This is a genomic window from Variovorax sp. GW823-FHT04F07 (assembly GCF_058795995.1).
Genome location: NZ_JBXAIG010000001.1, coordinates 1891719 through 1910995 on the forward strand (window position 1 = coordinate 1891719; position 19277 = coordinate 1910995).

20 protein-coding genes and 1 tRNA gene are annotated in these 19277 nt (G+C 66.0%); 6 read left to right on the top strand and 15 right to left on the bottom strand.

What is annotated here, in order from left to right:
• Window positions 1-308: 308 nt before the first annotated feature.
• From AC1RAA_RS08760 to AC1RAA_RS08810, 11 genes are all read right to left on the bottom strand, one after another.
• Window positions 309-385: transfer RNA gene (locus tag AC1RAA_RS08760), tRNA-Pro, on the bottom strand.
• Window positions 386-411: 26 nt separating this feature from the next.
• Window positions 412-870, bottom strand: coding sequence for a MerR family transcriptional regulator (locus AC1RAA_RS08765; RefSeq protein ID WP_492727657.1), 459 nt, complete (start codon window positions 868-870; stop codon window positions 412-414).
• Between the two features lie 64 nt (window positions 871-934).
• Window positions 935-1309, bottom strand: coding sequence for an integration host factor subunit alpha (locus tag AC1RAA_RS08770; protein ID WP_095747662.1), 375 nt, complete (start codon window positions 1307-1309; stop codon window positions 935-937).
• A gap of 2 nt (window positions 1310-1311) precedes the next feature.
• On the bottom strand, window positions 1312-3753 hold the full coding sequence (gene pheT / locus AC1RAA_RS08775) for a phenylalanine--tRNA ligase subunit beta (protein ID WP_492727658.1): 2442 nt from the start codon (window positions 3751-3753) through the stop codon (window positions 1312-1314).
• Window positions 3754-3798: 45 nt separating this feature from the next.
• On the bottom strand, window positions 3799-4875 hold the full coding sequence (pheS, locus tag AC1RAA_RS08780) for a phenylalanine--tRNA ligase subunit alpha (RefSeq protein WP_492727659.1): 1077 nt from the start codon (window positions 4873-4875) through the stop codon (window positions 3799-3801).
• 112 nt (window positions 4876-4987) lie between these two features.
• Window positions 4988-5347, bottom strand: a complete 360-nt coding sequence (gene rplT, locus AC1RAA_RS08785; RefSeq protein WP_007832499.1) for a 50S ribosomal protein L20 — start codon at window positions 5345-5347, stop codon at window positions 4988-4990.
• Window positions 5348-5371: 24 nt separating this feature from the next.
• Complete coding sequence (gene rpmI, locus AC1RAA_RS08790) at window positions 5372-5575, bottom strand: 50S ribosomal protein L35 (RefSeq protein ID WP_007832497.1); 204 nt, start codon at window positions 5573-5575, stop codon at window positions 5372-5374.
• A 153-nt stretch (window positions 5576-5728) separates the two neighbouring features.
• Window positions 5729-6352, bottom strand: a complete 624-nt coding sequence (infC, locus tag AC1RAA_RS08795) for a translation initiation factor IF-3 (protein ID WP_082818065.1) — start codon at window positions 6350-6352, stop codon at window positions 5729-5731.
• Window positions 6353-6453: 101 nt separating this feature from the next.
• The gene (gene thrS, locus AC1RAA_RS08800; RefSeq protein ID WP_139702243.1) at window positions 6454-8361 is read right to left on the bottom strand and encodes a threonine--tRNA ligase; all 1908 of its coding nucleotides are present in this window, start codon (window positions 8359-8361) and stop codon (window positions 6454-6456) included.
• A 216-nt stretch (window positions 8362-8577) separates the two neighbouring features.
• Window positions 8578-9375 (bottom strand): thioesterase family protein, encoded by a 798-nt coding sequence (locus tag AC1RAA_RS08805; RefSeq protein ID WP_492727660.1) that lies wholly within the window; start codon window positions 9373-9375, stop codon window positions 8578-8580.
• Window positions 9376-9392: 17 nt separating this feature from the next.
• Window positions 9393-9707, bottom strand: a complete 315-nt coding sequence (locus AC1RAA_RS08810; protein ID WP_070061263.1) for a putative quinol monooxygenase — start codon at window positions 9705-9707, stop codon at window positions 9393-9395.
• 121 nt (window positions 9708-9828) lie between these two features.
• On the opposite strand from AC1RAA_RS08810, the gene AC1RAA_RS08815 reads away from it, so the two are divergent.
• Window positions 9829-10797 carry a GlxA family transcriptional regulator gene (locus tag AC1RAA_RS08815; RefSeq protein ID WP_492727661.1) on the top strand — a complete coding sequence of 323 codons (969 nt, stop codon included), beginning with the start codon at window positions 9829-9831 and terminating at the stop codon, window positions 10795-10797.
• A gap of 97 nt (window positions 10798-10894) precedes the next feature.
• Here AC1RAA_RS08815 and aceA read toward each other — a convergent pair whose 3' ends face one another.
• Both aceA and AC1RAA_RS08825 read right to left on the bottom strand, forming a co-directional pair.
• On the bottom strand, window positions 10895-12226 hold the full coding sequence (aceA, locus tag AC1RAA_RS08820; protein WP_056579731.1) for an isocitrate lyase: 1332 nt from the start codon (window positions 12224-12226) through the stop codon (window positions 10895-10897).
• Window positions 12227-12431: 205 nt separating this feature from the next.
• On the bottom strand, window positions 12432-12854 hold the full coding sequence (locus tag AC1RAA_RS08825; RefSeq protein WP_492727662.1) for a gamma-glutamylcyclotransferase family protein: 423 nt from the start codon (window positions 12852-12854) through the stop codon (window positions 12432-12434).
• A 35-nt stretch (window positions 12855-12889) separates the two neighbouring features.
• On the opposite strand from AC1RAA_RS08825, the gene AC1RAA_RS08830 reads away from it, so the two are divergent.
• Complete coding sequence (locus tag AC1RAA_RS08830) at window positions 12890-13819, top strand: DMT family transporter (protein WP_492727663.1); 930 nt, start codon at window positions 12890-12892, stop codon at window positions 13817-13819.
• Between the two features lie 155 nt (window positions 13820-13974).
• Entirely contained in the window at window positions 13975-14418 is a 444-nt protein-coding gene (locus tag AC1RAA_RS08835; protein ID WP_062473465.1) for an SWIB/MDM2 domain-containing protein, read from the top strand.
• 40 nt (window positions 14419-14458) lie between these two features.
• On the opposite strand, the gene AC1RAA_RS08840 is transcribed toward AC1RAA_RS08835, so the two are convergent.
• Window positions 14459-15238 carry a helix-turn-helix domain-containing protein gene (locus tag AC1RAA_RS08840; RefSeq protein ID WP_492727664.1) on the bottom strand — a complete coding sequence of 260 codons (780 nt, stop codon included), beginning with the start codon at window positions 15236-15238 and terminating at the stop codon, window positions 14459-14461.
• A 103-nt stretch (window positions 15239-15341) separates the two neighbouring features.
• Here AC1RAA_RS08840 and AC1RAA_RS08845 point away from each other — a divergent pair, with 103 nt between their 5' ends.
• Window positions 15342-15635 (top strand): hypothetical protein, encoded by a 294-nt coding sequence (locus AC1RAA_RS08845; protein WP_492727665.1) that lies wholly within the window; start codon window positions 15342-15344, stop codon window positions 15633-15635.
• Here AC1RAA_RS08845 and AC1RAA_RS08850 read toward each other — a convergent pair.
• Window positions 15601-17325 carry a thiamine pyrophosphate-binding protein gene (locus AC1RAA_RS08850; protein ID WP_492727666.1) on the bottom strand — a complete coding sequence of 575 codons (1725 nt, stop codon included), beginning with the start codon at window positions 17323-17325 and terminating at the stop codon, window positions 15601-15603. The two genes, AC1RAA_RS08845 and AC1RAA_RS08850, sit on opposite strands and share 35 nt — an antisense overlap.
• A gap of 95 nt (window positions 17326-17420) precedes the next feature.
• On the opposite strand from AC1RAA_RS08850, the gene AC1RAA_RS08855 reads away from it, so the two are divergent.
• The gene (locus AC1RAA_RS08855) at window positions 17421-18077 is read left to right on the top strand and encodes a TetR/AcrR family transcriptional regulator (protein ID WP_095946946.1); all 657 of its coding nucleotides are present in this window, start codon (window positions 17421-17423) and stop codon (window positions 18075-18077) included.
• A gap of 155 nt (window positions 18078-18232) precedes the next feature.
• Window positions 18233-19216: a tripartite tricarboxylate transporter substrate binding protein gene (locus tag AC1RAA_RS08860; RefSeq protein ID WP_492727667.1), complete on the top strand. Its 984-nt coding sequence runs from the start codon at window positions 18233-18235 to the stop codon at window positions 19214-19216.
• Window positions 19217-19277: the final 61 nt, after the last annotated feature.

Genomic DNA, 19277 nt, shown 5'->3' on the forward strand with positions numbered 1-19277 from the left:
GGAAGGATTTGCGCATCAGGAAACGCGCCTCCACTGGACGCATAAAGAAAAAGCCGCCGCTCAAGTGAGCAGCGGCTTGATGTGTGTTTCTGTTGGCGCCACTCCGATTCGCCGAGCGAGCGCCGCTCGGCTCTTAGCCTGGCCCCAGTAGTTGGTCCATTTCCTTGGGGGAAATGTCTTCGCGGTCTGGCGGTCGTGCCGACACCTCGGCCAGATCGAAGCGTCGCAATTGAGGGCACCTCTAGGATACGGACACCCAAAATGACGAAGGGGTTAGCAACTACTACGTTGCTAACCCCTGTCAATTTTGGTCGGTGTGAAAGGATTCGAACCTTCGACCCCTTGCACCCCATGCAAGTGCGCTACCAGGCTGCGCCACACACCGAAGCTCTCGATTATAGCGGGCTAAATTCAGTGTCCGACAGTCAGAAGCTCACGAATTTCAAAGAGTTCGCGGCGAAGGTGCAACAACTGCGACAGATCGACGCTCTGCGCGGCCGCCGAGGGCCTCGGTTCCTCGTGCACGGCGGCGTCGAATTCTTCCTGGCCGATCTCGATGGCCTCCAGGCCTTCGAGCGGTACTTCGCCCGCCTTGCGGCGGTCGCGCTCGCCCTGCGTGAGTTCCTGCAGCTTGTTGCGCGCACCGCTGATGGTGAAGCCCTGGTCGTAGAGCAGGTCGCGGATGCGGCGGATCATCAGCACTTCGTGGTGCTGGTAATAGCGGCGGTTACCGCGCCGCTTCATCGGGCGCAGCTGGGTGAACTCCTGCTCCCAATAGCGCAGCACGTGCGGCTTCACACCGCAGAGCTCGCCGACCTCACCGATGGTGAAGTAGCGTTTGACGGGAATCGGCGGGAGCGTTTTCTCCATTGAAATCAAGACTGTGCGCGGGAAACCTCATAGATTACTCTACGCGGCCGCACAGCACCAAGCACTATTCCGCGCCCAGGCTCCACTCGACTTCGGAAGTGCCGCCCTGCGGCTCGACGCTGCCCTGGATCTGCTCCTTGAGCTTGGCGCTGGCATGGAAGGTGGCCACGCGGCGCTCGCCGATCGGAATGGCTTCGCCGGTGCGCGGGTTGCGCCCGGGACGCGGCGCCTTCACGCGGATCTGGAAATTGCCGAAGCCCGAGATCTTCACGTCCGTGCCTTCGATCAGGCTGCTGGCCACGAGCTCGAAGAACGCCTCCACCATGTCCTTCGACTCACGCTTGTTCAGGCCGATCTGCTCGAACAGCAGGTCGGCCAGATGCGCCTTGGTGAGCGCCGGTGTTTCGAGGGCTTCGAGCGTGAATTCGGCGGCGTTCATCTTCATCCTCTCAAGCGGCCGCCCAGGGTGGCGCCCAGTTGTTCGACGATTGCACGGACAGCGGGTTCGACCTGCTCGTCCGTCAGCGTGGCGGCATCGCTCTGGAAGGTCAGGCGCACGGCCATGCTCTTCTCGCCCGGTGCCAGCGCACCCGGCGCCGCCACGGCGCCTTCGCGCAACGGCTGCGGACGGTAGATGTCGAACAGCGTCGCATCGCGCAGCAGGCCCGAGGCGGACGCGCCCGCGCGGATGGCCTGCATCAGCGCGTCGTGCGACACCGCTTCGGCCACGACCACCGCGATGTCACGTTCGACGGCCTGGTGCTTGGGCACCGGCTGCGCCACGGGCACGGGCCGCGCCGTGACGGCGTCGAGGTCGAGTTCGAACAGCACGGGCGCCTGGGTGAAGTCCCACTTCTGGCGCCAGCGCGGATGCAGCTCGCCGATGAAGCCGATGGCCTGGCCGTCCAGCAGCACACGGGCCGAACGGCCGGGGTGCAGCGCGGGGTGCTCGGCCGCTTCGAAGGTCGGCACGCGCGGGGCGAGCAGCGCTTCGACATCGCCCTTGACGTCGTAGAAGTCGACACGCTGCGGCTTGCCGTCCCAGCGCGACGCCTCGGCGTCGCCCCAGGCCAGGCCGGCCACGCGCATGGGCTGGTTCACGCCGCGCACGGTGCTGTCGGTGGTAACGACGCTGTCGTCGCGCAGGAACACGCGGCCCAGCTCGAACACGCGCACGCGCGGTGCCTTGCGGTCGAGGTTGAACTTGAGCACCTGCAGCAGCGAGCCGAGCAGCGACGAGCGCATCACGCTCATCTGGCTGGCGATGGGGTTCAGCAGCTTGACCGGGTTGGCGTTGCCCGCCAGGTCCTGCTCCCAGTGCGCTTCGACAAAGCTGAAGTTGATGGTTTCCTGGTAACCCAGCGCTGCAACGCTGCGGCGCACCGCGAAGCGGCTGCGCTGCGCCTCGGGGCGCACGCGGGCCGTGATGGGCGCGAGCGGCGCGGTGGTCGGCAGGTTGTTGAAGCCGATCAGGCGCGCCACTTCTTCGATGAGGTCTTCCTCGATCAGCAGGTCGAAACGGTGCGGCGGCGGCGTGACGGTCAGCGTGCCTTCGCCTTCGGTGATTTCGAAACCGAGGCGGTGGAGTGCGTCGGCGCATTGCGCCTGCGTCAGCGGCATGCCGATGACGCGCGCGGCACGGGCCACGCGCAGCGTGACGGGCGCGGCCTCGGGCAGGCGCAAAGTCTGGTCGTCCATCTTGCCGGCTTCGCCGCCGCAGATCTCGACGACCAGTTGCGTGATGCGTTCGATGATCTGCACCGTGCGGCTCGGGTCGACACCGCGTTCGTAGCGATGGCCGGCGTCGGTCGAGAAGTTGAAGCGACGCGAGCGGCCCTGCACGGCCTCGGGCCACCAGAACGCGGCCTCGACGTAGATGTTGCGCGTGTCGTCGGTCACCGAGGTGGCGTCGCCGCCCATGATGCCGGCGAGCGATTCGACCTCGCGGTCGTCGGCGATCACGCCGACCTTCTCGTCGACGGTGATCGTCGTGCCGTTGAGCAGCTTGAGCTGTTCGCCCGCCTTGCCCCAACGCACCGTGAGGCCGCCGTGGATCTTGTCGAGGTCGAAGATGTGGCTGGGCTGGCCATACTCGAACATCACGTAGTTCGAGATGTCGACCAGCGGCGTCACGCTGCGCTGGCCGCAGCGCGCGAGGCGCTCGACCATCCACGCGGGCGTGGCGACCTTGGTGTTCACGCCGCGCACGATGCGGCCCGAGAAGCGGCCGCACAGGTCGGGCGCCTCGACCTTGACGGGCAGCACATCGGAGAACGACGTGGCCACGGCCGCGATGGCCGGCGTCTTCAGCGGTGCGCCGGTGAGTGCGGCGAGTTCGCGCGCCACGCCGTACACGCTGAGGCCGTGCGCCAGGTTCGGCGTGAGCTTGAGCGTGAGCAGCGCGTCGTCGAGCTTGAGCACGTCGCGCACGTCGGCGCCGATGGGCGCATCGGCGTCGAGTTCGAGCAGGCCGCCGTGGTCTTCGCTCAGCTTCAGTTCGCGCGCCGAGCACAACATGCCCTGGCTCTCGACGCCGCGCAGCTTGCCCAGCTTGATGAGGAAGGGCTTGCCGTCTTCACCCGGCGGCAGTTCGGCGCCGACGAGGGCGCACGGCACCTTGATGCCGACGCGCGCATTGGGCGCGCCGCACACGATGTTCAGCAAGGCGCCCTGCCCCACGTCGACCTGGCACACGCGCAGGCGATCGGCATTCGGGTGCTGCTCGGCTTCCTTGATTTCGCCGACCACGATGCGCGTGAAAGGCGGCGCCACCGGACGGCGCTCTTCGACCTCGAAGCCGCCCATGGTGAGCGTTTCGGCCAGTGCGGCGCTGTCGAGGGGCGGGTTGCAGAACTCGCGCAGCCAGGATTCCGGGAATTGCATCTCTTCGATCTCGATCTGGTTTTTCTATCTGTGGAAAGGACGTGCTTACTGGAACTGCGAGAGAAAACGCAGGTCGCCGTCGAAGAACAGGCGCAGGTCGTTCACGCCGTAGTGCAGCATGGTGAGCCGATCGGGGCCCATGCCGAAAGCGAAGCCGATGTAGCGCTCAGGGTCGAGGCCCATGTTGCGCACGACGTTCGGGTGCACCTGGCCGGAGCCGGCGACTTCGAGCCAGCGGCCGGCCAGCGGGCCGCTCGCGAACTGGATGTCGATCTCGGCGCTCGGCTCGGTGAACGGAAAGAAGCTCGGGCGGAAGCGCAGCACGAGGTCGTCGCGCTCGAAGAAGGTGCGACAGAAGTCGGTGAAGACGACCTTCAGGTCCTTGAAGCTGACGTTCTCGCCGAGCCACAGGCCTTCGCACTGGTGGAACATGGGCGAGTGGGTGGCGTCGCTGTCGACACGGTAGGTACGGCCGGGCGCGATCACGCGGATCTCGGGCGCCTTCACGGTGCCGGTGGTGTCGGCGGCAGCAGCGGCGAACTCGGCCGCGTACTTCTTGGTGTGCTGGTGAGCGTAGCGCACCTGCATCGGGCTGGTGTGCGGACGCAGGTTGTAGGGAATGCCGTCGTCGCCCTTGAGGTCGACGTAGAAGGTGTCCTGCATCGAACGCGCCGGGTGGTTCGGCGGGTTGTTGAGCGAGGTGAAGCTGTGCCAGTCGCTCTCGATCTCGGGGCCGTCGGCCACGTCGAAGCCCATGCTCGAGAAGATCTCCTCGATGCGCTCCAGGGTGCGGCTCACGGGGTGCAGTCCGCCGCCGGCGCGGTGGCGGCCGGGCAGGCTCACGTCGAGCGCTTCGGCGCGCAGCTGCAGCGAGAGTTCTTCATCGGCGAGTTGCTGGCGGCGGTCGGTCAGTGCGGCCTCGATGGCCTGCTTGCCGACGTTGATCGCGGCGCCGCGGGACTTCTTCTCTTCGACACTCAGCGCGGCCATGCCCTTCATCAGCTCGGTGATGCGGCCCGACTTGCCAAGGAACTGGGCCTTGGCGTTTTCGAGCTCTGCGGGCGTTTTCGCTTCGGCGAAGGCGGCGCGTGCGGTGTCGACCAGGGAGTCCAACTCGTTCATAGCAACAAAAATCTTCGAGGGGAAATAAAAAAGAGCTGGAGCCTTTTCAAGCGCCAGCCCTTGAGCCGTGGGCGCAAGAAGCCGTCCGGAGACGGCAACCTGCTGTGCAAAATCAAGCAGCCAGCTTGGCCTTGACCTGCTCCACGATGCCGGCAAAAGCGGCCTTGTCGTGCACGGCGATGTCCGCAAGCATCTTGCGGTCGATCTCGATACCGGCCTTGCGGATGCCGTTGGCGAACTGGCTGTAGGTCAGGCCCAGTTCACGCGAGGCGGCGTTGATACGCGCGATCCACAGCTGACGGAACACGCGCTTCTTGGTACGACGGTCACGGTAGGCGTATTGCCCAGCCTTCATCACCGCCTGTTTGGCGACGCGGAAGACATTACCGCGGCGACCGCGAAAACCCTTGGCGAGTGCGAGAACTTTTTTGTGGCGGGCGCGAGCCGTTACACCACGTTTGACGCGAGGCATGTGTTTACTCCTTGTTCGTCTGAATTAAATGCCACGGCCGGGCAGCATGGCGGCGACAGAAACCATGTTGGTTTCATGCACTGCGACTGCACCACGCAGGTGACGCTTGTTCTTGGTGGTCTTCTTCGTCAAGATGTGACGCTTGAAGGCTTGACCGCGCTTGACGGTGCCACCGGGACGAACGCGGAAACGTTTTTTCGCGCTGCTCTTGGTCTTCATTTTGGGCATGTAAATGCTCCTTTAGTTTGTGCTCGTGAGGCGCCGCGGATACTCCACGGACTTGTTGGCCCCGAGACACTTCTTTATCTCGCCCCCGCCTGCACTTCTTTCGAAATGCGGGCCTGGGCGAAATCCCTTCAAAACCCGTCTACTGCAAATGCCTCAGGCGGTTGCCGTGGGCGCTGCTGCCGGCGCAGCATCTGCTGCCGGCTTCGGCGCCGCGCCGCCAACCTTCTTGCGACCCGGTGCGATCATCATGATCATCTGACGGCCTTCCAGCTTCGGGAACTGCTCGACCATGATCGTGTCGCCCAGTTCGTCGCGAATGCGCTGCAAGAGTGCCAGACCGAGCTCCTGGTGCGTGATCTCGCGGCCGCGGAAGCGCAGCGTGATCTTGCATTTGTCGCCCTCTTCAAGAAAGCGCCTGATGTTGCGCATCTTGATGTTGTAGTCGCCATCGTCGGTACCGGGCCGGAACTTGATTTCCTTGACCTCGATGACCTTCTGCTTCGACTTCGCCTCGGCTGCCTTCTTCTGCTCGTGGTACTTGAACTTTCCGTACTCGATCAGGCGGCACACGGGCGGATTGGCCGCCGCAACGACCTCCACCAGATCCACGTCGGCCTCGCCCGCAAGGCGCAAGGCTTCGGAAAGGCTCATGACACCCAATGGCTCGTTTTCCGGGCCGACCAGGCGGACTTCCGGGGCCATGATTTCCCGGTTCAGGCGGTGTTGGCGTTCCTCGCGGTGGCGGCGGTCGCGAAATGCAGTAGCGATGGTCAGAATCCTTCAAAGTTTGCTACAAAATCTGTAGCGATCGCCGCTCAGTCTTCGCGGACAGGCGGCACGATGTGGCAGAGAAACATATGGGGTGTTTCAGAGACAAATCAACGCTTGTCAGCAACGTCCTGGACGAGCCGTTGCGTGAACGATTCGAGGGACATTGCACCGAGGTCTTGATTGCCCCGGGCGCGCACTGCGACGGCACCTGCTTCCTTTTCCTTGTCACCCACGACGAGGATGTAAGGGAGCTTTTGCAACGAATGCTTCCGTATTTTATACGTAATCTTTTCGTTGTGCAGATCCAGCTGAACTCTAAGCCCTTGATTTTGCAGCGTTTTCGCAACTTGCGCCGCGTAGTCGGCCTGTCCTTCGCTGATATTGAGCACCGCCACCTGCACCGGAGCGAGCCATGCGGGCATGGCGCCAGAGTGGTGTTCGATGAGCATGCCGATGAAGCGCTCGAGGCTACCGACGATGGCGCGGTGCAGCATCACCGGGTGGGCGCGACCGCTCGATTCCGTGACGTACTCGCCGCCCAGGCGCTCGGCCGTGTTGAAGTCGACCTGCATCGTGCCGCACTGCCAGTGGCGGCCGATGGCGTCGCGCAGCGTGTACTCGATCTTCGGGCCGTAGAAGGCGCCGTCGCCGGGCGAAATGACGAAATCCACGCCCGAGCGGCGCAGCGATTCCATCACCGCGTGCTCGGCCTTGTCCCACAGCTCGTCGGAGCCGACACGGTTCTCGGGCCGCGTCGCGACCTTGTAGAGGATGTCCGTGAAGCCGAAGTCGGCATAGACCTTCTGCAGCTGCGCCGTGTAGGCGATGCATTCGTCGAGGATCTGGTCTTCCGTGCAGAAGATGTGGCCGTCGTCCTGCGTGAAGCCGCGCACGCGCATGATGCCGTGCAGCGCGCCGCTGGGTTCGTTGCGGTGGCACTGGCCGAACTCGCCGTAGCGCAGCGGCAGGTCGCGGTAGCTGCGCAGGTCGCTCTTGAAGATCAGCACGTGGCCCGGGCAGTTCATCGGCTTGAGCGCGTACTCGCGCTTCTCCGACTCCGTCGTGAACATGTTGTCGCGGTAGTTTTGCCAGTGGCCCGTCTTCTCCCACAGGCTCTTGTCCAGGATCTGCGGGCCCTTCACTTCCCAGTAGCCCGTGTCGCGGTAGATGCCGCGCATGTACTGCTCGACCTGCTGCCAGACCGCCCAGCCCTTGGGGTGCCAGAACACCACGCCCGGCGCCACTTCGTCGATGTGGAACAGGTCGAGTTCCTTGCCCAGCTTGCGGTGGTCGCGCTTCTCGGCTTCCTCGATGCGCTGGATGTACTGGTCGAGCTGCTTCTTGTCGGCCCAGGCCGTGCCGTAGATGCGCTGCAGCTGCTCGTTCTTGGCGTCGCCGCGCCAGTAGGCGCCGGCCAGCTTCGTGAGCTTGAACACCTTCAGGAAGCGCGTGTTCGGCACGTGCGGGCCGCGGCACATGTCGACGTATTCCTGGTGGTAGTACAGGCCCATGGCCTGCTCGTCGGGCATGTCTTCGACCAGGCGCAGCTTGTAGTCCTCGCCGCGCGACTTGAAGACCTCGATGACTTCCGCGCGCGGCGTCATCTTCTTGATCACGTCGTAGTCCTGCGCGATCAGCTCGCGCATGCGCGCCTCGATGGCGGCCATGTCCTCAGGCGTGAACGGGCGCTCGAACGAGATGTCGTAGTAGAAGCCTTCGTCGATCACCGGCCCGATGACCATCTTGGCCGTCGGGTACAGCTGCTTCACCGCATGGCCGACCAGGTGGGCCGTCGAGTGGCGGATGATCTCCAGGCCCTCGTCGTCCTTGGGCGTGATGATCTGCAGCCTGGCGTCACGGTCGATGATGTCGCTGGCATCGACGAGCTTGCCGTCGATCTTGCCGGCCACCGTCATCTTGGCGAGGCCGGGACCGATGGACTGGGCCACTTCGGCCACCGAAACCGGGCCGGGGAACTCGCGGCGCGAGTTGTCGGGGAGCGTGATCTGGATCATGTGAAAACCTCGGGGAGAAAAACAAAAAAGCGCGGTGGATGCCGCGCTTTGCTTGGTTGGTGCGCTGGAAAAACCAGCGAGCGCGGGGCTACCGGCCCTTTCCTTCGAAGAAGAAAAAGCCGCTGAATCCTTGCGGGGTAGTTCGCGGTGTCATAACCAAGGTGCCTTTCTCGCTCTTGTTGAGTGCAGAGTGGGCGATTCTAGCCGCTGCCCGCTTCAGCCGCGCGCCTCGAACAGGAGGCTGGAAACGCACTGCCCGACCAGCCCGTCGCGGTCGTGCAGCTGCCCGACGGCATAGCCCGTGCCCATCGGACCCACAAGCGTGAGGGCGTCCACCAGCATCCAGTCGCCGCGCGGCGCCCGCCGCAGGTTGATCGTCAGGTCGGCATTGACGAAGCCCAGCCGCGCCGGATGGGCCCATTGCGAGATGCCCGCCACGAGATCGGCCGCCGAGGCCACCTGGGCCAGCGGCGATGCGGCCTCGGCGTCGACCAGCGGCCGGCCCAGGCGCAACCATGCCGCAGCCGGGCCGGGCTCGAGGATCTGCCCGCGTGCCATGCGCACGTCCACGCCGGCGAAGAACGGGCTCATGCGGGACGCCGCCGCGGGAATGGGCGCGCCCTCTTCCGGCGGCGCGAACGTTGCGGCGGCGAAGGCGTCGGCGGCCGGCAACGCGGGCGTCTGCCCGCTGCGCAGCAGCAAGGCGGCGCATCGCAGCACGGACTTACCGTCCTGGACCATGTCGAACGCCACCGTGCGCGCCTTGGTGCCGTCGCGCAGCAGGGTGAACTCGAGCGTGATTGGCGCCCGGCTCGCAGGGCGCCAGAAATCGAAGCTCAACCGCGCCACCTCGCGGCCGCGGCTCGCCTCATGCGCCTGGAGCGCGCGCACGAGCAGCGCGGCGGTCGCGCTGCCCTGCAGAGCATCGGCGGACCACGGGCCGATGGCCGCCTCGGTGGGCACGAAGCGTTCACCGTCGCTGACGAACACCGGGTCGCCGACGGGTGTCGTCATGGGCTGCGCCTGCACGCTCACGACGCCGCGGCCGCCACGTTCTTGAGGCCGAGCACTTCGATCGGCTCGATCGAGGGCGGCCCCGCGAACAGCTCGGGCGCCTGTGCCATCAGGGCTTGGGCGATCGGGCCGGTCAGGTGGGCCTGGCGGCCGGCTTCGTCCTCGAACGCATCGAACACACCGAAGGTGCTGGGCGACAGCCGCAGCGCAAACCAGATCGGCGTGGTCTTTTCCTCGCGCGCCATGGCCAGGCCGGCCTCGAGGAATTGCTGGACGGCGGCTTCCTTGCCGGGCTTGGCCTCGAGGCGGGCGAACAGTGCGAACTTGATCATGGGACATCTCCTGGGGTGGACAACAACGGCGCACGGGATTGCGCGGCGCTGGCATGGACTCTAGGCAAGCCCCGCCCTCTGGGCCATTGGCTTTTTTGACATCTTTGGTATCGTTATTGCCATGAAACTCGATGTCCTCGCCCTCGACGGCGTGTTCGACTCCGGCCTGGCCACGGTGCTCGACGTCTTCACCACCGCGAACGAACTCGCCGCCATGCTGCAACTCGACGTGGCGCCTTTCGACGTCACCATCGTGGGCACCCGCAAGCGCGTGCGCACCGCCCAGGGTTTCACTGTGCCGGTGACGCACACGCTGGCCGACACCGGCGCCGCCACCGACTGGCTCATCGTCCCGGCGCTCGGCTGCAAGATGCCCGAGACGCTGGAGCCCGCCCTGCAACGCGCCGACGTCCGCGATGCCTGCGCGGCACTGCGCGCGCGTGCCGAAGACGGCGGCTGCATCGCCGCCGCGTGCATCGGCACCTTCGTGCTGGCGGAAGCCGGCGTGCTCGCGGGCCACAAGGCGACCACCACCTGGTGGCTGGCCACCCTCTTCCGGCAGCGCTACCCGGCGGTGCTGCTCGACGATTCGCGCATGCTGGTCAGCTCGGGGGCGCTCGTCACGGCGGGCGCGGCGCTGAGCCACGTCGACATGGCGCTGTGGCTGGTGCGCCAGGCCAGCCCCGAACTCGCGGCGCTGGTCGCGCGCTACCTCATCGTGGACTCGCGCCCCTCGCAGTCGGCCTACGTGATCTCCGACCACCTCTCGCATGCCGACCCGCTGGTGGAGCGCTTCGAGCGCTGGGCGCGCGGGCGGCTGGCCGAGGGTTTCTCGCTCGACGAAGCGGCGCAGGCCGCGGGCACCAGCAAGCGCACGCTGGCCAGGCGCATGCAGCAGGTGCTGGGCAAGAGCCCGTTGTCATACGTACAGGACCTGCGCGTCGAACGCGCCGTGCACCTGCTCAAGACCAGCAACAAGAGCCTCGAGCAGATCGCGGGCATGGTCGGCTACGCAGACGGCGTCACGTTGCGCACGCTGCTGCGCCAGCGGCTGGGGCGCGGCGTGCGCGAGGTGCGGCTCGAAGCCTGAGCCTCGCCCGTCGAGCGCCCACGAAAAAGCCCGGCACGGGGCCGGGCTTGGGGGCGACAGCGCAACGCGCCGTCACTCAGCGATCAGCGAAGGCAGCTCAGTGGAACTGTTCTTCTTCGGTCGAACCGGTCAGCGCCTTCACGCTGGACGAGCCGCCCTGGATCACGGTGGTCACGTCGTCGAAGTAGCCGGCGCCGACTTCCTGCTGGTGCGACACGAAGGTGTAGCCCTTGTCGCGTGCGGCGAACTCGGGTTCCTGCACCATGTTCACGTAGTGCTTCATGCCTTCGCCGTTGGCATACGCGTGGGCGAACTGGAAGGTGTTGAACCAGTTGATGTGGATGCCGGCCAGCGTGATGAACTGGTACTTGTAGCCCAGCGCCGAGAGGTCTTCCTGGAACGAGGCGATCTGCTTGTCGTCCAGGTTCTTCTTCCAGTTGAACGACGGCGAGCAGTTGTACGACAGCAGCTTGCCGGGGCAGGCGGCATGCACGGCTTGCGCGAATTCACGGGCGAAGCCGATGTCCGGCACGCCGGTTTCGCACCACACCAGGTCGGCGTACGGGGCGTAGGCGACGCCGCGGCTGATGGCTTGCTCCAGGCCGTTCTTGACGCGGTAGAAGCCTTCTTGCGTGCGCTCGCCGGTCAGGAAAGGCTTGTCGTTGGCGTCGTGGTCGGACGTGATCAGGTTCGCGGCTTCTGCATCGGTGCGAGCAAGGACGATGGTCGACACGCCCATGACGTCGGCGGCGAAACGCGCCGAGATCAGCTTCTCGCAGGCTTCCTGCGTCGGCACGAGCACCTTGCCGCCCATGTGACCGCACTTCTTGACGGCCGCCAGCTGGTCTTCGAAGTGCACGCCGGCAGCGCCCGACGCGATCATGTTCTTCATCAGTTCGAAGGCGTTCAGCACGCCGCCGAAGCCGGCTTCAGCGTCCGCGACGATCGGCAGGAAGTAGTCGATGAATTCCTTGTCGCCCGGGTTGATGCCACGGCCCCACTGGATTTCGTCGGCGCGCTTGAAGGTGTTGTTGATGCGACGGACCATCGTCGGCACCGAGTCGTAGGCGTACAGCGACTGGTCGGGGTACATGGTTTCAGACGTGTTGCCGTCGGCGGCGACTTGCCAGCCCGACAGGTACACGGCTTCGAGGCCGGCCTTGGCTTGCTGCATGGCTTGGCCAGCAGAAATCGCGCCGAAGGCGTTCACGTAACCCTTCTTGGCGCCGCCGTTGATCTTGGCCCAGAGCTTCTCGGCGCCGCGCTTGGCCAGCGTGTGCTCGATGGGGAGCGAACCGCGCAGGCGAACCACGTCGGCCGCGCTGTAGCCGCGCTTCACGCCCTTCCAGCGCGGGTTGGTGGCCCAGTCCTTTTCGAGGGCGGCAATTTGCTGTTCGCGGCTCAGTTGTTCGTTCAGGGTCTGGGGCATGGTCACTCCGTGAGGTTGATTGAAGGTTGGCGTTGCGGCCGTGGGGTTACTGTAATCCGATTGCGGACTCTTATGTCTTATAGAAGACATATTTTTGAGTCAACAAAATCAACAACTTACGGAGATATTTCTCAATGAGAAATTATTTTTCTCATATCGAGAAAAAATATTGCGGCGCAGCAGTTCGAGTTTTCGCGATGCGGAATCACTCTTTCGGTTGTGAAAACGAACGCGCTTCCGCTGCAATGCCCGCCGCATGCGCAATCCAGTCGCCGCCGTCGATCACGCAACGGCCCGCGATGCGCGTCGGATGGATCTCGTAGACCAGGCAGTCGATCGACTGCGTTCCCACCGCCACGCGCACGCGGCGCCGGATGTACTCGCCCGAATCGTCGTCCGCCACTTCTTCGAGCCGGTCAAGTTCGCGCTCGACCTCCGGTGCGACGCGATAGACCTCGCCCTTCACGCGCCCTTCTCCGCCGAGCACCACGCCCGGGTACGCACCCAGGTCGTACAGCGTGCCGGCGATGAAGGCCTCGCCGACGAACACCGGCGCCGGCCGGTAGCGCGCGATGTCGTTGCGCCCGCCGCGCCGCAGCGTGCCGTAGACAAGAACGTGGGGCATCATCGAATCCATCCGATCAACAACCAGCACCCAGTCTATTGAACCCCGCCGCTCCCACCTCCGGCCGCCTCGTGGCCTACGGTTGCCTGGCCTTGAGCATGTCGCTCGTCGGCAGCTACGTCGCCCTCTCCAAGCCGCTGGTGGCAGCCTTCCCCGTGCTGCTGCTGGCGTGGCTGCGTTTCGGCATCGCGGCGCTCGCCATGCCGCATTGGCTCCAACCCACGCCCGACGAGCCGCCCATGAGCGCACGCACGCGCGGGCTCGTGTTCCTCGAGTCCTTCCTCGGCAACTTCCTGTTCTCGATCTGCATGCTGTTCGGCGTGAGCCTCACCAGCGCGGTGTCGGCGGGCGTGATCATGGCGTCGATCCCCGCGGTGGTTGCCGTGGCCAGCTGGCTCTTCCTGCGCGAGCGCATCACGGTGCGCATCGGCCTGGCCATTGCCTGCGCAGCACTGGGCATCGGCCTGCTCGCGTTCACGCCGGCGCATGCACCAACCTCCACCAGCAGCACGGCCGGTGCGCCGTCGATGCCCTGGCTGGGCAACCTGCTCGTGTTCTGCGCGGTGCTCTGCGAGGCCGCCTATGCGGTGATCGGCAAGTCGCTCACCGGCAAGCTGGGGCCCAAGCGCATCGCGTCGCTCATCAACCTGTGGGGCTTCGTGCTGTCGATGCCCTTCGGCATCTGGTTCGCGCTGCAGTTCGACTTCACCGCCGTGCGCTTCGGCACCTGGGCGCTGCTGGTCGCCTACGCACTGGCCGCCAGCATCTGGACCGTGTGGCTGTGGATGACCGGACTTCGCCACGTACCAGCGGCACAAGCGGGTGTCTTCACCGTGCTGCTGCCCGTCAGCGCGGCCCTCGTGGGCGTGCTCGTGCTCGGGGAAAACCTCACTTCGCCGCAGCTGCTTGCGTTCGCAATCGCCCTCGTGGGCGTGGTGCTGGCGACGTGGCCGGGGCGACGAACGTGAACAACGTCCCTTCTCCCCTCTGAAAAAACAACAGCTCCCAATGAAAAAAGCGCTTTTTCCCTTGGAAACGCGTTTTTTCTCATTTAGCATCCGCATTGCCACTGGAGACGCAAGTTTTTCATTGGTGAACGTTCAACCAAAAAAGGAAATCAACCATGGCAACTGCAAAGAAGGCTCCGGCCAAGAAAGCTCCGGCAAAGAAGGCCGCTCCCGCAAAGAAGGCTGCGGCTCCTGCAAAGAAGGCCGCACCGGCCAAGAAGGCAGCGGCGCCCGCCAAGAAGGCTGCTCCTGCAAAGAAGGCTGCACCGGCGAAGAAGGCTCCTGCAAAGAAGGCCGCTCCCGCCAAGAAGCGCACCCCCAACGCTGCGTTCATGAAGGCCCTGACCCCCAGCCCGGCCCTGGCCGCTGTGGTCGGTTCGACGCCTCTGCCGCGCACCGCTGTGGTGAGCAAGCTGTGGGACTACATCAAGAAGAACAACCTGCAAGACAAGGCCAACAAGCGCAACATCAACGCCGACGCCAAGCTGAAGGAAATCTTCGGCAAGGCCCAAGTTTCGATGTTCGAACTGGCTGCGCTGATTGGCAAGCACGTCAAGTAAGCGTTCGGGGGCCTCGTGCTCCTGAGTCAAAAAGCCCGCGTCATGCGGGCTTTTTTTTCGCCTGCAGCAAGCCCTCACCCGCCTCGAAGAAGCGCGCGGGCGTGCAGCCGAAGTGCTTGCGGAAGGCCTCGATGAAGGCGCTCACCGAGCTGTAGCCCACCGTCAGCGCCACCGCCGTCACTGGCTCGCGCAGGCTCAGCAACTCCACGGCCTTCAGCAAACGCGCCTGCTGGCGCCATTGCGTGAAGCTCAGTCCGGTCTCTGCGGCGAAGCGGCGCGTGACCGTGCGCCGGGCCATGCCGATGCGATCCGCCCAGTCGTCGATGCCGTCGGCCAGCGCCGGATCGTCTGCCAGCGCACGCGCCATCGCCACCAGCCGCGGGTCCTGCGGCATGGGCAGGTGCAGCGACTCGCGCCCGCCGGCCGCCAACTCGTCGACCAGCACACCCACCAATCGCGCGCGGCGGGGCTCCAGCAGTGCGCCGGATGGCGCCAGCGACATAAGCCGCGTCACCAGCTCCCGCACCAGCGGCGTGGCGGCAAAGACATGCGGCCCCTCCGGCAAGGCCTGCGCCACCGACGCATCGATGTGCAGATGCCATCCCGCCGTGGCCCCGAAGCTTTGCGCCGCATGCGCGCAGCGCGGCGCGATCCAACCGATCCATCCTGGCGGCTGCACCCAGCGCCCCGCGGGCGTCTCGATGACCTGCAGGCCTTCGCGCAGTGCGAACAGCTGGCCGGTCGCGTGCGCGTGATAGCCCGTGACGCGCGGTGCCGCGTGCGCGTAGCGCCAAAGCGTGGCAGGCGATTCAGCCGCCATGGTTGGCCCGCGAGCGGTATCGATTGGCCCCGCGCCGCAAGCCGGGCACGGCCCTGCTGCCTAGCATCGAATGCACCTCCACCCGACTCACCAAGGACCCGCCATGAAAGCGCAAGACATCATTCCCGACGGACAGGACTTCACCGTCATCGACGGCCACACCGTGCGCAAGGGCTCGGTCGGCGCCTTCCTCGCCAATGCGCGCGTGCTCGAAGACGCCAACGCCACGGCCGACGAACGCCGCGTCGCCCGCGACGACCTCGCGGCGCTGATTCCCACGCTCGACGCGCTCGGCCTGTTCGACGTCTTCGAACTGCGCTCGCCCGCGCTGCGCGACGAGGTGGCCCGCCATCGCGCAGCGCTCAGCCCTGCGCCTGTTGCTTCGCCGCACGTGTGATCGACGCCAGCGTGCCACGCGTGGTGATCACTTCGGGGTCGAGCGGGATCTCGATCAGCGTGCCCGTGTCGGCCGCCAGCGCGCGCAGCAGCGCGGCCTCGAACTGCGCCGTCTCGGTGACGCGCTCGGCCGCGTAGCCGTAGGCGCGCGCCAGGCCGCAGAAGTCGGGATTGCGCAGCGCGGTGCCGCTGGTGCGCTCGGGGTATTCGCGCTCCTGGTGCATGCGGATCGTGCCGAACATGCCGTTGTTGAGCAGCACGACGATGCTCTTGCCGCCGTGCTGCGAGGCCGTGGCCAGCTCCTGCCCGTTCATCAGGAAGTCGCCGTCGCCCGCGATGGTGAAGACCACGCGCCCGGTGGCGATGCTCGCGGCAATGCCCGCCGGCACGCCGTAGCCCATCGCCCCGCTGGTGGGCGCCAGCTGCGTCTTGGCGCCCTTGGCGAGCCCGTGGTAGCGGAAGTAGCGGTGCACCCAGCTCGCGAAGTTGCCGGCGCCGTTGGTGATGGCCGCATCCGCCGGCAGGTGCTTCTGCAGCAGCGCCACCACGGCCGCCATGTCGACCGCGCCGCGCGGCGTCTCGGCCGGCATGCCGGCGAGCGCCTGCGGCTGCAGCCAGGCTTCGTAGTCGGCGTGCAGCTGCTGCGTCCAGGCTTCCCACGGCAGCGAGGGCGGCGCGCTCAGCACCTCGAGGCTGCGCGCCGCGGCGCTCATGCCGGCGTTGATCGCCAGGTCGGCCTGGTAGACGCGGTTCAGCTCCTCGGCGCTCGCATGGATGTGCACCAGCGTCTGCTTCGCCTTCGGCGCTTCGAGCAGCGTGTAGCCGCCCGTCGTCATCTCGCCCAGGCGCGGGCCGATGGCCAGGACCAGGTCGGCGTCCTTCACGTGCTGCGCGAGCTTCGGGTTGATGGCAATGCCCACGTCGCCCGCGTACTGCGGGTGGTGGTTGTCGAAGGTGTCCTGGAAGCGGAAGGCGTTCGCGACCGGCAGGCGCCAGTTCTCGGCGAAGCGCTGCAGCGCCTGCGCGGCCTGCGGCGTCCAGCCGCCGCCGCCGGCGATCAGCAGCGGGCGCTGCGACTTCAGCAGCAGTTCGCGCAACGTGCGCAGCGCGCCCGGGTCGCTCCACGGCTGGACCGCCTCCACGCGCGCCAGAGGCCGTGCCGCCGTCTCGGTGCGCAGCATGTCCTCGGGCAGCACCAGCACGACCGGGCCCGGCCGGCCGTTCATTGCGGTGGCGAAGGCGCGCGCGATGTACTCGGGAATGCGGTCGGCGTCGTCGATGCGCTCCACGCGCTTGGCAAAGCCCTTGGTGCTCGGTCCGAAGAAGCTGGCGTAGTCCACTTCCTGGAAGGCCTCGCGGTCGCGGAAGTCGCTGCCGACGTCGCCCACGAACAGCACCATCGGCGTCGAATCCTGGAACGCGTTGTGCACGCCGATCGAGGCATTGGTCGCACCCGGCCCGCGCGTCACGAAGCACACGCCCGGGCGCCCCGTGAGCTTGCCGTGCGCCTCGGCCATGAAAGCCGCGCCGCCCTCCTGCCGGTTCACCACGAAACGCGCGCGGTCGCGGTAGGCATGGAAGCCGTCGAGCACCGCCAGGAAGCTCTCGCCCGGCACGCCGAAGGCGAGTTGCATGCCTTGTTCGACCAGGCACTCGACGATCAGGTGGCCCGCAGGTTGTGATGTACTCATGGAAAGTTCGAACCTCAGTTGCAAATGTCTCCGGCGATTATGTGTGCCTGCCTTCCACGCCTTGTCTTAATTCCCCAATTGGTTAAATTCGCGTCATGAAGGCCCCCAAGGACTCTTTGCCCGAAACGCTCGAGCCGCGCTCGCGCGACGCCGACCGCTCGCAGCTGGCCATCCTCGCGTCGGCGCGCGACGAGTTCGCCGCACGCGGCCTGGCCGGTGCGCGCATGGACAGCATCGCCGAGCGCGCAGGCCTGAACAAGCGCCTCATCTACTACTACTTCGGCAGCAAGGACGACCTGTTCCTGGCCGTGCTGGAGCGCGTGTACGCCGACATCCGCGCCGCCGAGCAGCGCCTGCACCTGGACGAGATCGAGCCCGTCGAGGCGATCCGCCAGCTGGTGTCCTTCACCTGGCACTACTACCTGGAGCATCCCGAGTTCATCACGCTGCTCAATAGCGAGAACCTGCACGGCGCGGCGCACCTGAAGCGCTCCGACCGCATCCAGGAGATGAACTCGCCGCTGGTGCAGCTGCTTGACACCGTGCTGGAGCGCGGCAAGAAGGACAACCTCTTTCGCGCCGGCGTCGACCCGGTGCAGCTGTACATCTCGATCGCCTCGCTGTGCTACTTCTACCTCTCGAACAACCACACGCTGTCGGCCATCTTCGGGCGTGACCTGCGTGCGCCCAAGGCGATGGCGCAACGCCTCTCGCACATGACCGATCTCGTGCTGGGCTACGTCCTGCACTGAGCCTTCGGGCACTGCAGGCGCCCTTTTCCACGCCTCCGGGTTTTCACCAAGCAGCGTCGGTTGACGCTGCGGCGCAGCCGTTCCTACAATTCAATAATTCACCCACTGGTGAATTGATGACTCAAGAACTGCGGCCCGACCGCGCGGAGACAACCTTGAAGCAATTTGCACGCACCACCCTCCTGGCCTCGCTGACCTGCCTGGCCGCCCTGCTGCCAGGCCTGGCGGCCGCGCAGAACGGCTACCCCACCAAGCCGATCCGCGTGATCGTTCCCTTCGCCGCCGGCAGCACGACGGACATCATTGCCCGCGCCATCGCCGACAAGATGGGCACCAGCATGGGCCAGGCGCTGGTCATCGAGAACCGCGGCGGCGCCAGCGGCACCATCGGCCAGCAGGCGGTGGCCACCGCCGCGCCCGACGGCTACACGGTGATGATCCATTCGTCGTCGCACACGGTGAGCCCGTCGACCTTCGCCAAGCTGCCCTTCGACACGGTGCACGACTTCGCGGGCGTCACGCCGATCTCGTCGCTGCCCAACGCGCTCGTCATCTCGCCCAGCAAGAACATCAAGACCCTGCCGCAGCTGCTGGCCGCCGCGCGCGCCAAGCCCGGCAGCATGAACTTCGCCTCGGCCGGCCAGGGCAGCGCCACGCACCTGAACGCCGAGAAGTTCAAGATGGCCGCGAAGATCGACGCCACCAACATCCCCTTCAAGGGTTCGGGCGAAGCCGTCACCGAGGTGCTCTCGGGTCGCGTCGACTACTACTTCTCGCCCATCGCGCCCGTCATCGGCCAGATCAAGGAAGGCCAGTTGCTGGCGCTGGCCGTGGGCTCGCCCAAGCGCGCCGCCGCCCTGCCCGACGTGCCCACCACCACCGAGGCCGGCGTGCCCGGCTCCGAGTTCAACTTCTGGATCGGCATGATGGCGCCCGCCAAGACGCCGCGCGACGTCGTCAACCGCCTGCACGACGAGGTGGTCAAGGCCCTGGCCACGCCCGAGGTGAAGGAGCGTTTCCTCAAGCTGGGCGCCGACGCCTGGACGCTCAAGCCCGAGCAGTTCGACGCCTACATCAAGGACGAGATCACCAGCAACGCGCAGCTCGTGAAGGCCGCCGGCCTCGCGGTCCAGCAGTAACAGCAGACACGCCGAGGTCTCGCGCCGCGTCGTGCACGCGGGGCAGCCCGGCCTGCCCCGG